Annotated in this window: 15 protein-coding genes and 1 tRNA gene; 7 read left to right on the forward strand and 9 right to left on the reverse strand. The window is 66.0% G+C overall.

Annotated elements, in window-relative coordinates; translation table 11 throughout:
• The first annotated feature begins 100 nt into the window (after nt 1-100).
• Nucleotides 101-1,099, forward strand: coding sequence for an LLM class flavin-dependent oxidoreductase (locus tag ASC89_RS00800; RefSeq protein ID WP_055993881.1), 999 nt, complete (start codon nt 101-103; stop codon nt 1,097-1,099).
• Nucleotides 1,100-1,228: 129 nt separating this feature from the next.
• On the opposite strand, the gene ASC89_RS00805 is transcribed toward ASC89_RS00800, so the two are convergent.
• Nucleotides 1,229-1,876: a TetR/AcrR family transcriptional regulator gene (locus ASC89_RS00805; RefSeq protein WP_055875195.1), complete on the reverse strand. Its 648-nt coding sequence runs from the start codon at nt 1,874-1,876 to the stop codon at nt 1,229-1,231.
• A 211-nt stretch (nt 1,877-2,087) separates the two neighbouring features.
• On the opposite strand from ASC89_RS00805, the gene ASC89_RS00810 reads away from it, so the two are divergent.
• A complete protein-coding gene (locus tag ASC89_RS00810; RefSeq protein ID WP_162247888.1) occupies nt 2,088-2,336 on the forward strand; it encodes a DUF1127 domain-containing protein in 249 nt (82 codons plus the stop codon).
• Here the strand turns inward: ASC89_RS00810 and ASC89_RS00815 are convergent.
• From ASC89_RS00815 to ASC89_RS00850, 8 genes are all read right to left on the reverse strand, one after another.
• Nucleotides 2,333-3,736: an aminotransferase class V-fold PLP-dependent enzyme gene (locus ASC89_RS00815; protein WP_055993887.1), complete on the reverse strand. Its 1,404-nt coding sequence runs from the start codon at nt 3,734-3,736 to the stop codon at nt 2,333-2,335. The genes ASC89_RS00810 and ASC89_RS00815 overlap by 4 nt on opposite strands.
• Before the next feature lie 109 nt (nt 3,737-3,845).
• On the reverse strand, nt 3,846-4,943 hold the full coding sequence (leuB, locus tag ASC89_RS00820; RefSeq protein ID WP_055875189.1) for a 3-isopropylmalate dehydrogenase: 1,098 nt from the start codon (nt 4,941-4,943) through the stop codon (nt 3,846-3,848).
• An 18-nt stretch (nt 4,944-4,961) separates the two neighbouring features.
• Nucleotides 4,962-5,393, reverse strand: a complete 432-nt coding sequence (locus ASC89_RS00825; RefSeq protein ID WP_055993890.1) for an N-acetyltransferase — start codon at nt 5,391-5,393, stop codon at nt 4,962-4,964.
• Nucleotides 5,394-5,397: 4 nt separating this feature from the next.
• A complete protein-coding gene (locus ASC89_RS00830) occupies nt 5,398-5,787 on the reverse strand; it encodes a RidA family protein (protein WP_055875184.1) in 390 nt (129 codons plus the stop codon).
• A 10-nt stretch (nt 5,788-5,797) separates the two neighbouring features.
• Nucleotides 5,798-6,403 (reverse strand): 3-isopropylmalate dehydratase small subunit, encoded by a 606-nt coding sequence (leuD, locus tag ASC89_RS00835; protein WP_055993893.1) that lies wholly within the window; start codon nt 6,401-6,403, stop codon nt 5,798-5,800.
• Between the two features lie 162 nt (nt 6,404-6,565).
• Complete coding sequence (locus tag ASC89_RS00840) at nt 6,566-6,769, reverse strand: Trm112 family protein (RefSeq protein WP_055993896.1); 204 nt, start codon at nt 6,767-6,769, stop codon at nt 6,566-6,568.
• A 41-nt stretch (nt 6,770-6,810) separates the two neighbouring features.
• Nucleotides 6,811-7,476, reverse strand: coding sequence for an LON peptidase substrate-binding domain-containing protein (locus ASC89_RS00845; RefSeq protein ID WP_244488368.1), 666 nt, complete (start codon nt 7,474-7,476; stop codon nt 6,811-6,813).
• Between the two features lie 143 nt (nt 7,477-7,619).
• On the reverse strand, nt 7,620-8,567 hold the full coding sequence (locus ASC89_RS00850) for a co-chaperone YbbN (protein WP_055993902.1): 948 nt from the start codon (nt 8,565-8,567) through the stop codon (nt 7,620-7,622).
• Between the two features lie 211 nt (nt 8,568-8,778).
• On the opposite strand from ASC89_RS00850, the gene ASC89_RS00855 reads away from it, so the two are divergent.
• The 5 genes from ASC89_RS00855 to ASC89_RS00870 all read left to right on the forward strand — a co-directional run bounded on the left by ASC89_RS00855 (nt 8,779) and on the right by ASC89_RS00870 (nt 13,967).
• A tRNA-Gly gene (locus ASC89_RS00855) sits at nt 8,779-8,853 on the forward strand.
• Between the two features lie 187 nt (nt 8,854-9,040).
• Nucleotides 9,041-11,716 (forward strand): AAA family ATPase, encoded by a 2,676-nt coding sequence (locus ASC89_RS00860; RefSeq protein ID WP_055993904.1) that lies wholly within the window; start codon nt 9,041-9,043, stop codon nt 11,714-11,716.
• A gap of 173 nt (nt 11,717-11,889) precedes the next feature.
• A complete protein-coding gene (locus tag ASC89_RS00865; RefSeq protein WP_055875164.1) occupies nt 11,890-12,585 on the forward strand; it encodes a hypothetical protein in 696 nt (231 codons plus the stop codon).
• A 10-nt stretch (nt 12,586-12,595) separates the two neighbouring features.
• Entirely contained in the window at nt 12,596-12,802 is a 207-nt protein-coding gene (locus ASC89_RS28665; RefSeq protein ID WP_162247883.1) for a hypothetical protein, read from the forward strand.
• Entirely contained in the window at nt 12,792-13,967 is a 1,176-nt protein-coding gene (locus ASC89_RS00870) for a histidine decarboxylase (protein WP_200940395.1), read from the forward strand. Before ASC89_RS28665 ends, ASC89_RS00870 begins: the two co-directional genes overlap by 11 nt.
• The last annotated feature ends 24 nt before the right edge of the window (nt 13,968-13,991 follow it).

The following is a 13,991-nucleotide window of genomic DNA, read 5'->3' on the forward strand; positions in this document are numbered from 1 at the left end:
GGTAGCGCAGCTTGGCCGCTCGCGGCCTAGCGAAGCTGGGTGGGGTGGAGCAGCACGCACGGCCCTTCCAATCCATCGCCAAATGACGATATAAGCCCCCATGGCTTCCCTCCCCCTCTCGATCCTCGACCTCGCCCCAGTCTCTGAAGGCACCTCGACCCCGAATGCGCTCAGGCACATCATCGCCCTCGCCAAGCTCGGCGACGAACTCGGCTTCACCCGGCTCTGGTACGCCGAGCATCACGGCATGCCCTCGATCGCCTCGTCCTCGCCGGAGGTGCTGATCGCCACTGCCGCGGCCAACACCTCGCGCATACGTGTCGGCTCGGGCGGCGTCATGCTGCCCAACCACGTGCCGCTGCGCGTCGTCGAGACCTACCGCACCCTCAATGGGCTCAACCCGGGCCGCATCGACCTGGGTATCGGCCGCGCCGGCGGCAGCGATGGCCGCACCTTGCAGGCGCTGCGTTCGGTCGGCGGCGAGTATTTCGCCCAGGAACTGGCCGAGATGCTGGCCTTCGAGGAAGCCAATTTCGCCCCCGACCACCCGTTCCACCAGGTAATGGTGGTGCCCGAGCGCGTCGAGCTGCCGCCGGTCTACCTACTCGGCTCGAGCGGTGCCAGCGCCCAGGCGGCCGGACAACTCGGTGTCGGCTATTCCTTCGCCGCCCATTTCAGCGCCACTCCGGCCGGCCCGGCCTTCGCCGCCTATCGGGCCGCCTTTACTCCGACCGATGCCTTCCCCAAGCCGCACGCCATCATCGCCGTCTCGGCGCTGGTGGCGCCCACCGACGAGGAGGCGCAGTTCCTCGCCCGTTCCCAGGAGCTGATGTGGGCGCTGTTCCACTCCGGCCAGATACGGAAGCTCGTCTCGCCCGAGGAGGCGGCGGCGCATCAATACACCCCGCACGAGACCCGCATCATCGAGGGCCAGCGCCCGCTCTGGATCGTCGGCTCGCCCTCGACGGTCAAGGCCGCGATCGAGCGCAAGGTCGAGGAGTCGGGCGCCGACGAGGTGATGGTCACCACCACCATGTACGACTACGAACTCAGGCTCCGCTCGTTCCGCCTGCTGGCGGAGGCATTCGGGCTGGGCTGATCGTCTGCCCACGCCACAAACTCGATGCCCACCTCCCCCTTGACGGGGGAGGCAAGCGAAGCTTTGGAGCGTCAGCGACCTAGCGCAGCTCGGAGGGGGTGTGCGGAGGCACGGTGTCCCCAACGGGATTCAAGCCGCCAGTGCTTCCCGCGGCACGGCGTGCAGCGCCGCCGGCTGGAACAGCATCTTCACATAGTTGCGCGCCATCAGCATCTGCTCGGGCAGCACGGAGGGGTCGCCGAGCGACTTGCTCATGATGATCCCGCCATCGATGGCGCAGGTGATGTTGCGCGCGATGCGGCCAGGGTCCACCGGTTCGCGCAGCGGATAGGCCGCGACGATCTTCTCGATCATCGACCGGAAGAAGGCGTTCCAGTCCTCGACGATCGAGCTGACCATGGCCCGCACCTCGCGATTGAACAGCTGCTCCTGGTAGCTCATCGTCGCGACGAGGCAACCGGGATGCCCGCCGGGCATCGCCGCCATATGCTCGGCGAACAGCGTCAGCCCGATCAGCAGCTGCTGCAGCGGATCGTCGCTGAGCTCGGCCGCCCGGCCGAAGATCTCGTCGACCAGTTGCCCGAGGCGGCCACGGTGGCGGGCGAGCAGGCCGCGCGCCAACTCGTTCTTGTCGTGGAAATGATAGAAGAAGCCGGATTTGGTGATCCCCGCCTCGGCAATGATCTCATCGATCGAGGTCGCGCCAAACCCCTTGGCGAGCACCCCTGCTTCGGCGATGTCGAGGATGCGTTCGCGGGTCTCATTGCCTTTACGCATGCTGGTCCCTCCAGAAAACCGTACCGCCGGTGCAGTTTTCGGGCCCATCGCCCCATCCCGGCATCTCGCCCCGACGGCCATGCGCCGGGCTACGGAGTTGTTGTGACTTGCCAATTCGATCCCAGCGCGAACCGCACCACGCACTCGCTATCTTCCCGACCGAAGTCATCATATGTTTTGCGCAAAGCGGGGCGCGCTGAGGAATATGACGATGACGACCATCGACCTGGACGAGAGCCCGCTGGCCATCCGCCACAATACCGATGCCGGCTTCATCCGGCGCCTGCTGCGCCGCTTGGTGCAGAGGCACCGGGAACGCGCCACGCTGCTTGGCCTGAGCCGCATGCAGCCGCATCTGCTGCGCGACGTGGGGATCGAACCCGGCGACATCTTCGACGCGCTCGATGGCAAGCGCAGTTCCGTGCTGTTCAACCCGATGCGGAAGCCCGACCATCGCTAACCCCTCACGGCCCGCCAGGCGGCAATGATGGCATCGGCCGAGAGCTCGATGTCCGCTTCGGTGGTGGCGCCCGAGGTGACCGAGATCCGCATCACCCAATCGCCATGCCACGCGGCGCCGCCGGCAAAGCACACGCCGCCGGCCTGCACCCCAGCGATCACCGCCTCGGTCAGCGCCTTGCGCGTCGCGGCGTCGCCTGCGCCGAAATCGACGATCAGCTGGTTGATGGTCACCTCGTTCCTGAGGTTGATGCCCGGCTCGGCGCCGAGCCGTTCCGCCATCCGCTTGGTCAGCGCGCAATGGCGCTCCACCAGCTCCGCCACGCCCTGCCGCCCCAGCGTCTTCAGCATCGCCCAGACTGGGGTGCCACGGGCCCGGCGCGACAATTCCGGGACGAAGGCCGAGGGCACCCGGTCGGTGGGGCTGATGGTCGGCAGGTAGCTTGCCCACTGCGTCATGGCGCGCTGATGCGCCTCGCGGTCGCGCACGATGGCGAAGCCGGAATCGTACGGCACCTGCAGCCACTTATGGCCGTCGGTGACCCAGGAATCCGCGGCCTCGATGCCATCGGTCAGGTGCCTGAGGGATGGCGTGGCGCGGGCCCAGAGCCCGAACGCCCCATCGACATGCACCCAGGCGCCAGCGGCATGGGCGATCGGGATGATGTCGTCGAACCGATCATAGGCCCCGGTATTGATCTGCCCGGCCTGCGCAATGACGATCTTCGGGCCGCTCAGCCCTCTCAGCGCGGCGTCGAGCGCTGCCACGCTCATCCGGCCCTGCCCGTCGGTGGCGACGCGGATCAGCCGGCGATAGCCGAAGCCGATCAGCTGCAGCGCCGAGAACATCGAGGAATGCGCATCGTCGCCGATCAGCACGTGCACCGGTGGCGCGCCAAACAACCCGTCGGCATCGGGGTCCCAACCGGCATCGAGCAGCACCCGGGTGCGCGCCGCGGCGAGCCCCACGGCACCGGCGACGGTGGCGCCGGTGGTAAAGCCGATCGAACTTTGCCGAGGCAGGTCGAGGATCTCGAGCAGCCAGCGCTCGGCCACCTCTTCCATCGCGGCCGCCGCCGGGGTCGGGGTGTGGTAGCCGGCATTCTGCCCCCAGGCGCTGACCAGCCAGTCGGCCGCCACGCCCGCCGGATGCGAAGCGCCCATCACCCAGCCGAAGAACCGCGGCCCGGTGATCGGCATCAGCCCACCCTTGCTCCGCCGGACCAGCTCCTCGAGCACATCGAGCGGCGCGGCGCCCTGTTCGGGCACCGGCTCGACCAGCCGGTCGCGCATCTCGGCGTAGCTATGATCCGGGCGGCCGGCATGTTCGTTGAGCGAGGCGCGATAATCGACAGCATGGTCGACGGCGCGGTTCAGCAGCGTGCGTAGATCGTAAGTCATAATATGACCTCCCCGATATGCCGGAGAAATCATAGCGCACCTGAAGCGAAGATGAACGAAGGCCCGGCATCGCCAGGGCACCGGGCCTCATCAAACGATGCGTCGGTCGTTACGCCGCGAGCTTCTTGAGGATTGCGGCGCCCATTTCTTCGGTGCCGACGGTCTTGCGGTTGTCCTGCGCGATATCGCCGGTGCGCAGGCCATCTGCCAGCACGCTCGAGATGGCGGCTTCCAGCCGGTCGGCCAGCGCCACCAGGTTGAACGAATAGCGCAGCGCCATGGCAAACGAGGCCAGCATGGCAATCGGGTTGGCGACGCCCTTGCCGGCAATGTCCGGGGCCGAGCCGTGCACCGGCTCGTAGAGCGCCTTGCGCTTGCCGGTCACTGCATCGGGCGCCCCGAGCGAAGCCGACGGCAGCATGCCGAGCGAGCCGGTGAGCATCGCCGCGGCGTCCGACAGGATATCGCCGAACAGGTTGTCGGTGACCATCACGTCGAACTGCTTGGGGTTGCGCACCAGCTGCATCGCGGCGTTGTCGGCGAGGATGTGGTGGAATTCCACATCCGGATAGTCCTTGGCCACTGCCTGCGCGACTTCATCCCACAACACGCCCGACTTCATGACGTTCTTCTTGTCGGCCGAATGCACCTTGTTCTTGCGGGTGCGGGCGAGGTCCATGGCGACGCGGACGATCCGGTCGATCTCGTAGGTCTCGTAGACCTGGGTATCGATGGCGCGCTTCTGCCCATTGCCGAGGTCGGTGATGGTCTTGGGCTCGCCGAAATAGACGCCGCCGGTCAGCTCGCGCACGATCAGGATGTCGAGGCCCTCGATCAGCTCGCGCTTCAGCGACGAGGCATCGGCCAGCGCCGGATAGCAGATCGCCGGACGGAGGTTGGCGAACAGTTTCAGGTCCTTGCGCAGGCGCAGCAGGCCCGCTTCCGGACGCTTCTCATAGGGCACCTTGTCCCATTTCGGCCCGCCGACCGCGCCGAAGATCACCGCATCGGCGGCGAGCGCCTTCTGCATATCCTCTTCTGAGATCGCCTCGCCATGCGCGTCATAGGCGCACCCACCGACAAGGCCCGAGTCGAAGGTGAAATCCGTCTCGCCCTGGCTGTTCAGCCAGGCGATCACCTTCTCGACCTCCTTCATGATCTCGGTGCCGATGCCGTCGCCGGGGAGAAGGAAGAGTTTCTGGGCCATTTTGCTTTACGTCTCGCGTTATCGGATGGATGCGCTGTCGAAGCGCTTTTGCATGAAGTAGCGGGCGCCGCCGACGGGATGATCGTCCAGCGTGCCGAACACGGCGAAGCCGAGCTTTTCGTAGAACGGCCGAGCCTGGAAACTGAAGGTGTCGAGCCACATGCCAAGCAGGCCTCGCTGACGCGCAAAGACCTCGGCCTCAGCCACCAGCGCCCGCCCGTGGCCCTTGCCACGCAGCTCGGCCGGCACGTGCAGCCACTCGACGAACAGCCAGTCCAGCACGGCGGTCGCGGTCAACCCGCCCACCGCATTGTCGTCCGCATCGTAGAGCAGCAGCGCGACATTCTGATGCCGGATGCCACCGGTCTGCTGCTTGTTGTAGGCGCGCAAGCCGTTGCGCACCACCGCCACGTCGCGACCCAGGGGGTTGAGCTTGAGCCTGATCTCCATCGCCTCAGCGCCCGTGGGCACCGAAGCGGGCGGTGACTTCGATCTCGAGTTTCATCTCGGGCCGGGTCAGCCCGCACACCACCATAGTGGCGGCCGGCCGGATCTCGGCGAAGACTTCACCGGCCACCGCGACCAGCGCGTCGTAATGCGCCATGTCGGTGATGTAATAGCGGACGCGCACCGTATCCTTGATGGTGCCGCCAGCTTCCTCGAGCGCCTGCTGGATGGTGGCAAAGGCGTTGCGCGCCTGCTGGCCGGCATCCTCGGGCATCACCATCGTCTTGTAGTCATAGCCGGTGGTGCCCGAGACATAGGCCATGTTGCCGTCGACTACGGCGCGCGAATAGCCGATCCTGGCTTCGAACGGCGAGCCGGAAGAGATATGGAGGACCATCGCCCGCGCCTCAGAGCCAGGGCCGGTCCTGACCCATCTTTTTCTCGAACCCGGAGATCGCCGGATCGGCCCTCAGCGTCGTCGCGATGTCGTCGAGCCCTTCGAGCAGCGTCTGCTTGCGCGACGGATCGATATCGAAGTGGAGCGAACCGCCATCCGGCCCTTTGATCGTCTGGCTCTCGAGGTCGACGCTGATCGTGGCGTTGGAGCCGCGCTCGGCATCGTCCATCAGCAGCGCCAGCTGCTCGGGCGTCACCACGATCGGCAGGATGCCGTTCTTGAAGCAGTTATTGTAGAAGATGTCGGCAAAGCTGGTGGAGATCACACAGCGCACGCCGAAATCCAGGAGTGCCCACGGCGCGTGCTCACGCGACGAGCCGCAGCCGAAATTGTCGCCGGCGACGATGATCTTGGCGTGCCGATAGGCCGGCTTGTTGAGCACGAAGCTCTCATTCTCGGTGCCATCTTCATTATAGCGCATCTCGGAGAACAGGGCCGTGCCGAGCCCGGTGCGCTTGATGGTCTTCAGGTACTGCTTGGGAATGATCATGTCCGTGTCGATGTTGATGATCGGCAGCGGCGCGGCGACGCCCGTCAGGCTCGTGAACTTTTCCATGGCAATACCCCTTTCGGTGCCGGCTGTAATGAAGCAAGGAGGGCCGGGAATCAAGTCGTTCGCGACTGGAGCATTTCACGGCTTGGTTGACACACCTGGCCGAGCCCCAAGCTGGATGAGCGTGATCGTGGTTCGCCCGCGTAATCTTCCCCGGTAGCCGCGCTAGCCCAGCCGCGGCAGGTTGCGGCCCATGTCGCCCTGCTCGATCTCCCGCGCCTCATCGAGGCTGAGCATCGGCACGCCATCGCGGATCGGGAAGGCCAGGTGCGCCGCCACCGAGATCAGCTCGGTACCGTCGGCCGAGAGCGTCAGCCGGGTCTTGGTCAGCGGACAGACCAGCATTTCGAGCGTCTTCACATCCACCACATGGCGGAGATTGGTCGCGGCCTCTGCTGGAGTTCCCTCGCTCAATTGAGCGGCGAGGCCCGGTCGTCGCCCTTGGCCATCTCGAACTCGGCCATGGCGATCAGCGTCTCGGCGCGGGTCTCGAGCGTATCGGCCTCGAGCAGCGCCTGCTTTTCGGCCGCCCCATAGGGCGAGACCATGGCGCAGAAATTCACCAGGTCGGCGGTGCCGGTCTTCTCGATCTCGTCCCAGTTGAGGTCGAAATTGCCGAACTCGGCATAGTCGCGCATCATCTTGAGGAAGCGCGGCCGATCCACTGCCTCCTCGCCGAACTCGCGGTCGAAATCCGAGGCGAAGGCGTCGGTCGCAATCAAGCCGCGCCGGAACGGCGTCATGGTCGGCATTTCCTTCAAAAGCTCGAACCGACACAGCCCCTCGAGGATGACGAAGTAGCGGGCTTCCTCGACTTCCTCGAAATGGCTGATCCGCCCCACCGTGCCGATGCGCTGCAGCGGCGCCCGGCCCTTCGGACTTTCCTCGGACGTGTCGCGCGGCTGGATAAGCCCGATCAGCCGGTCGCCCCTCAGCGCATGGTCGATCATTTCGACATAGCGCGGCTCGAAGATATTGAGCGGCCGCCGGGCATAGGGCAGCAGCAGGGCGCCGGTCAGCGGGAACAACGGCACGCTGGCGGGCAAATCGGCGGGAGAATTCGGTCGCTTCAACACGGGCGCCTCCGGGAGCGCAGTCAGGAAAAGTTGTAAGACTTTTCCGGTTCGACCGCGCGACAATCAAAAGCTGGAGCCGGTCCGGCTCCTCGCGCAGTCCAGATAAGCCGGAGCCGTCACGGCTCCGGCTTGGGTCAACTAGCTCAGCTGAACAGCAGCGCCGACAGCAGCCGGCGGCCCTTCAACGTGGCGGGGTCCTTGGGGCCCCAGGCTTCGAACAGTTCGAGCAGCTTCTTGCGCGCCCCGTCCTCGTTCCAGGTGCGGTCGCGGCGCATCAGCGCCACCAGCGCTTCGGCGGCTTCCAGCCGCTTGCCCTCGGCGTTGTACTTCACCGCGAGGTCGAACCGCGCCTGGTGATCGTCAGGGTTGTTTTCGAGCTGTGCCGCGAGCTCATCGGTTTCGCTGAGCTCCGCCGCCTCGCCGAGCAGCTTCAGCGCGGCCAGCGTCGAGGTGTAATCGTCGCCCTTGCGCCCCTCTTCCGGCATGGTGTCGAGCACCGCCTGCGCCTGGTCCGGCTCGCCGGCGGCGAGGAACACCTTGGCCATGCCGACGATTGCCGGAGCATTTTCCGGCTGGTGCTGCAGCACCATGCCATAAACCTGCGCCGCCTGGTTGAGGTCGCCGACCTGCAGCGCCTCGCCGGCGGCGGTCAGCGCATTGGCGATCTCTTCCTCGATCGAGCCGGCCTGCGGCTGGCCTGCGGGCGCCCCCGAGATCACCTTGTCGGCAAAGCGCCGCACTTCGCTTTCGGGGATCGCCCCGAGGAACGCGTCGACCGGCCGGCCGCCGGCAAAGGCAAACACGGCCGGAATCGACTGGATGCCGAGCTGGCCGGCGACACCGGGGTTCTCGTCGATATTGATCTTCACCAGCCGGATCTTGCCGGCCTTTTCGTTGATCACCTTCTCGAGGTTCGGCGTCAGCTGACGGCACGGGCCGCACCACGGCGCCCAGAAATCCACCAGCACCGGGGCCTCCAGCGAGGCATCGATCACATCGGCCTTGAAGGCGCGATCGGTCGAATCCTTGATCAGGGCGCCCGCGGGAGCCGCCGAATTTTGTGGGGCCGGGTTGAGGTCGTTGAAGGACATGCTGTGCTTTTCCTGCCGCGACGGGCCACTGAGAGGCCTGTCTTTCCTTGGTTTTCTTGCGCCCCGATGGGTATCGGACGCAAGCTTTTCCCGGGCGTGATGAGACCAGAATTATGGGTTGCAAACCCGCTTTCGATTGGGCATATAGGCGCGCGGTTCGGCGCTGCCAAGTTTCCCACGGGAACGAAGCATCGTAAAGAGCCGATGGAGTGCGGGTGTAGCTCAGGGGTAGAGCATAACCTTGCCAAGGTTAGGGTCGAGGGTTCGAATCCCTTCGCCCGCTCCAATATCCTCCCTGTACCTCAGGGATGTGACGATAAGGCCGGGCCAACAGCCCGGCCTTCGTTTTTCCGGGACAGCGCCCGTAGAGCCCGCCGACTTAACAGAAATTCGACGCACCCCGGTAACGGTGCCGCATTGCCAACAAAGTTATAGGTCGCACTTGTCGACTTGGGGCGGCGGCGTGGCAAGCAATGAGCAAGTTACTGGAACGGTCGGCCCCGCTTGATGTCTTGAGTGCGGCAAGAGAACGCACTGCGGCCGGGCATGGCGGCACTGTGTTGATCGAGGGCGAGGCGGGAATCGGCAAGACGACGCTGCTGCAAGAGTTCGCGGAACAGCATGCCGGAGAGTTCAAGGTGGCGTGGGGATGGTGCGAAGCGCTGTTCACGCCGCGGCCGCTGGGGCCGCTGCACGACATGGGCCGCTCGATCGGCACCGGTATCGCCGCCCTGCTGGAGCAATCGGCTCCGCCCGATCGCTTGTTCCCGGCCCTGCTCAACAAACTGCAGGATGACGGCGACCCGCTCATCCTGATCTTCGAGGACGTGCACTGGGCCGACAACGCGACCCTCGACCTCGTAAAGTATCTGGGCCGGCGGATTGGCCTGCTGCGGGCCATGGTGGTTCTCACCGCGCGTAGTGACGAGATCGGGCCCACCCATCCGCTGTCCTACGTGCTCGGCGACCTGCCTGCCGCGGCGGTTACCCGGATCAAGCTCGGTCCACTGTCGCCTGCAGCTGTGCATGAACTGGCTATCGATGCCGGGCGATCCAGCGATGACCTCTACCGGGTAACGGCCGGCAATCCTTTCTTCGTGACCGAACTGCTGGCGACCGGAGGGGGCGAGCCAGGCAGCGTCCCCGATTCCATCCGCGATGCGGTGTGGTCGCGCCTGGCGCGCCTCACTCCCGGCGAACGCGACGTGCTCGAGATGATGAGCATCGTCCCCGGGAACATGGAACTGGGCCTGATCAAGGCGCTGCTCGGCGCCGATGCCGAAGATCTGGTCGACATGGCAGTGGGACGTGGCCTGCTTCGGCGCGACCCCCAGGGCGATATCTCGTTTCGACACGAACTGGCGCGGCGAGCGACACTGGATCGCCTGTCATCGAGCCTGCAGCGTTCGCTGCATACCAAGGTGGAAGCCGCGCTGGCGGCCCTTCCCGGGCAGGACAGCATGCTGCATCTGGCGCGCCGTGTGCACCATGCGGCCGGTGCCGAGGACGGGGCCGGGGTGCTGGATCTGGCGCCGCGTGCGGCCGCGCAGGCGTCGCGGCTGGGCGCTCACCAGCAGGCGGCCTCGTTCCTTCAGACGGCTCTCGAGTATGCCGACATCGCCGAGCCGGCAGTTGCCGCGCAGTTGCACGAAAGCTGGGCCTACGAGGCGAGCCTCGGACTGTTCGACTACAATGCGATCATTGCGAGCCACCACCGCGCCATCGCCATCTGGCGCGAACTCGGCAACAGCGCCAAGATCAGTCTCAATTACCGTCTTCTGTCCCGCCTGCACTGGCGACGCGGTGAAGGGGCAGAGGCGCGCAACTTCGCTGACCTCGCGGTGGAAGAAGTCGAAGGCACCGGACCCGGGCCGGAACTGGCGATGGCTTACAGCACGCGCTCGCAGCTCAATATGCTGCACTATCGGTTTGCAGAAGCGATCGACTGGGGGCGCCGGGCCATTCGCCTCGCCGACGAACTCGCCGTTGTCGAGACGCGGGTGCACGCGCTCAACAATGTCGGCACTGCCATGCTGTTCGATACCCGTCCCGGCGGGCGCGAGGTGATGGAGGAAGGTCTGTCCCTGGCGCTGCAGCATGGATTCCATGACCACGCGGCGCGCGCCTACACCAACTTCGCCGAGCACGCAGTAGTGTCGAAAGATTTCGAGCTGGCCGAGCGCCTGCTAGCTGAGGGCATTGCCTTCGCCGCACGGCACGACCTCGATTCATCGACGCAGTATCTGCTCGGCCGGCAGGCGCAGTTGCGCATGGAACAGGGCCGATTGCGCGAGGCCGAGACCATTGCACAGGGCGTTATCGGCATGGAGCGGCTGCCGGTGGTCATGCATCTGCCGGCGCTCACCGTATTGGGCCGCGTGCGTATGCGGATGAACCTGCCCGATGGGGAGCGGGCCTTGCTGCGGGCCCTCGACGAGGGGCTGCCGACGGGCGAGCCGCAACGCATCTTTCCAGTACGCATCGCGCTGGTCGAAGCCGCGTGGCTTAGGGAAGACCTGGATGCGGCGCGCCAGCAGCTCACTGAGCTCACCGCCATCGACCTTAGTGGGCTGAGGGCATGGGACCTGGGCGAACTGGCAGCCTGGTGGCGCCGCTCATCGATGCCAGGCGACGTTCCGGCGCGGGTGGGCGAGCTGCCGGCGCCATGGGCGCTGGAGCTTGCCGGACAACCCGCTCGGGCTGCGGCGGAGTGGACCGGGCTCGGGCTGCCCTACGAAGCCGGTATCGCCTCGATGCAGGTCGCCGGAGTGGATGCGGGTGCGGCGCTTGGCCAGGCGATCGCCATGTTCGAGGCTATCGAGGCGCGTCAGGCGGCGGCTCTGGCGCGCCGGCTGGCGCAGCGGCTGGGTCTGGGTGAGGAGATGCCCAAATCGCGTCGCGGTCCTTATGCCAGTTCGCGGCAGCACCCATTGGGCCTCACGCAGAGCGAGCATCAGGTGCTGCAGCTGATTGCCGACGGCAAGTCCAACAAGGATATCGCCCGACACCTGTCGCGCTCGCCACGCACCATCGAGCACCAGGTCTCGGCAGTGCTGGGCAAGTTCAGCGCCGCCAACCGTATCGAAGTGATGCTGCGATTGCGCACCGAGCCCTGGCTGCTGACGCCGGTCGAGGCCGGGAGGTTGTAGGTAGCGCGGCGGCGGTTAGGCGGAACCACCTATGCCAGACTCGCAAAATCAGGGCGTTGCCGAGGGCAATACTGGGCGCTCGACACTCGTCTCCCTAGGCGGCGTCACCGATTTGGATGCCGGCGCGGCGACTTAGCCTTTCCCTCGCTCGATCAACGAGCAGGGAGAAGATCGTGACTGTTACCCAGGACATCTCCGCGCCCCGCCGCCTGCCGCGGCAAGCGCGCATAATCAGCGCCCTTGCCGCGCGTCTGCAGGGCCCGGGCGGCTACTACAATGTCGGCAACGTGCTCGGACTCGCCACGGCGCTCGGCCTGCAGTTCGCCAGCGCCGCCGGATCATCGAAGACCGGCACAGATCTGTTGTTCAGCTACTTCGTCGGCAGCCCGCAGGCCCTCGCTTTCACCATCGCGACGCTGATCTTCCTCGTCGGCGGAGAGGTCTACTACCGAGCTTGGAAGGATGGCGCCGGGCCGGACCAGCGACTGAACCGTCTCGGCGATCTGCTGTCGGCAGCCGGCGGGACGGCGCTCTCGGTGAGCCTGCTGCTGCTCGGCCAGCCGCTGCTGGCGCTCGCCACCGGCGCGTTCGTCGTCCTTGGCAAGCTCGGCAGTGCCGTGTTCGGGGATGACTCCGTCGCCCCGCCGCTCTGGCCGGAAAGCTGGCCCGACCCGTTCCGCCTCGCCGTGCTGGTTGGCCGTGCCCCTGCCATCAGCGCCGCCGGGCTCGATCTGACCTACCAGATCGGCGGCGGTGCGCCGGTCATCACCCTCATCCAGCCGACGGTGCTGATCGTCTGCCACGTGCTGTGGGTCAAGGCCGACCTGCTGCTGCTCGGCGGCGGCAAACGTGCCGCTGCGGCGAATTGAGGAGGCGGCGATGCGCGGCTTCACCGAGTTCGCCGGCCGCCTGACGCGGCTCGTCTATTCCCGGGAGCGCGGCAGCTTCGTCTCCGAGGTTGTGCCGCACCCCTTCGAGGCCAGCGAAGCCTCACCAGAGCCAATGTCGGAACACCATGCAGCAGCGTCCTGTCCGCAGCACGCCGCGAAGCTTTGCCCAAGCAAAGGAGGAAGCAATGATCGTTGAAGCCATTGCCCAGGATGCCGGAGTGCTGCCTCGCCCGGTCGTGGATCACCTGACGCTGGCGCGCATCGAGAGCCGGCTGAAGACTGCCCATGCCAACCATCTCGGCTACCCTTACAACCTCGCAGGCGATGTGGCCGCGACATCCCGCTTCGCCGGCTACCTGGTCAACAATCTCGGCGATCCCTACGCGGGGTCGCACTACGGCTCAGAGGTCTGCGACCTCGAACGCGAGGTGGTCGACTGGCTGATGGAGCTGTGGCAGTGCGACAATCGCGACGACTACTGGGGCTCAGTCGGCGCCAGCGGCACGGAAGGCAACTTCTGGGCCCTCTACCTGGCGCGCGAAGCCTTCCCGGATGCCATCCTAGTCTATCCGCGGGAAGCCCATTACTCGATCCCCAAGTCGGCCCGCATTCTCAGGATGAGCACGCAGACGGTCGATTGCGAACCATCCGGCGAAGTTTCGTTGCCAGATCTGCGGCGCGTGCTCTCCCGCCTGCGCAGCGCCTCCGTCATCGTGGCACTGACCTGCGGCACGACGGTGAAGGGCGCACATGACGATATCGGTGGCGCGATAGAGGTCCTTGAGGATTGCGGCTTTCCGGCGCAACGGCGTTTCGTTCATGTCGATGGGGCGCTCAACGCCATGGTGCTGCCGTTCCTCGAAGGTGTGCCGGACCGCCTGCAGCCGAGCTTCCGGCAGGGGATCAACTCGCTATCGACGTCCGGCCACAAGATGATCGGCACCACTATGCCGTGCGGCGTTCTGGTGACCCAGCGACGCCATATCGAGCGCGTCGCCTCCGCCGTGGCCTATCTGCGGTCGAATGACACGACCCTTATGGGGTCGCGCAACGGGCACGCGGTACTGGCGCTGTGGGCCCGGCTCTTCGGCCACGGCCGCCTTGGCTTCCAACGCGACGCCGAGCGTTGCGCGGCCCGTGCGACCAGGCTTGCCGAGGAGCTTGGCGACGCCGGCGTCCCGGTGTTGCTCAACCCACACTCGCTGACCGTGCTGTTTCCGCAGCCGAGCGAGGACATCATCGCACGCTACCAACTGGCCTGCACCGGCGACGACGCGCATGCGATCATCATGCCCAATGTCACCGAGCAACTGGCAGCACGGTTCACCGCGGACTACCTGGCGTGGTGGGGTGGAAGGTAACGCGCTGCAGCCCCGACCGTAGCG

The organism is Devosia sp. Root413D1 (assembly GCF_001425235.1).
Classification (GTDB): Bacteria; Pseudomonadota; Alphaproteobacteria; order Rhizobiales; family Devosiaceae; genus Devosia_A.

What these genes read in the sequence shown, in the direction of transcription:
- ASC89_RS00800 (WP_055993881.1), top strand. Translation starts at nt 101, where the DNA reads ATGGCTTCCCTCCCCCTCTCGATCCTCGACCTCGCCCCAGTCTCTGAA.
- ASC89_RS00805 (WP_055875195.1), bottom strand. Translation starts at nt 1,876, where the DNA reads ATGCGTAAAGGCAATGAGACCCGCGAACGCATCCTCGACATCGCCGAA.
- ASC89_RS00810 (WP_162247888.1), top strand. Translation starts at nt 2,088, where the DNA reads ATGACGACCATCGACCTGGACGAGAGCCCGCTGGCCATCCGCCACAAT.
- ASC89_RS00815 (WP_055993887.1), bottom strand. Translation starts at nt 3,736, where the DNA reads ATGACTTACGATCTACGCACGCTGCTGAACCGCGCCGTCGACCATGCT.
- leuB (WP_055875189.1), bottom strand. Translation starts at nt 4,943, where the DNA reads ATGGCCCAGAAACTCTTCCTTCTCCCCGGCGACGGCATCGGCACCGAG.
- ASC89_RS00825 (WP_055993890.1), bottom strand. Translation starts at nt 5,393, where the DNA reads ATGGAGATCAGGCTCAAGCTCAACCCCCTGGGTCGCGACGTGGCGGTG.
- ASC89_RS00830 (WP_055875184.1), bottom strand. Translation starts at nt 5,787, where the DNA reads ATGGTCCTCCATATCTCTTCCGGCTCGCCGTTCGAAGCCAGGATCGGC.
- leuD (WP_055993893.1), bottom strand. Translation starts at nt 6,403, where the DNA reads ATGGAAAAGTTCACGAGCCTGACGGGCGTCGCCGCGCCGCTGCCGATC.
- ASC89_RS00850 (WP_055993902.1), bottom strand. Translation starts at nt 8,567, where the DNA reads ATGTCCTTCAACGACCTCAACCCGGCCCCACAAAATTCGGCGGCTCCC.
- ASC89_RS00860 (WP_055993904.1), top strand. Translation starts at nt 9,041, where the DNA reads ATGAGCAAGTTACTGGAACGGTCGGCCCCGCTTGATGTCTTGAGTGCG.
- ASC89_RS28665 (WP_162247883.1), top strand. Translation starts at nt 12,596, where the DNA reads ATGCGCGGCTTCACCGAGTTCGCCGGCCGCCTGACGCGGCTCGTCTAT.
- ASC89_RS00870 (WP_200940395.1), top strand. Translation starts at nt 12,792, where the DNA reads ATGATCGTTGAAGCCATTGCCCAGGATGCCGGAGTGCTGCCTCGCCCG.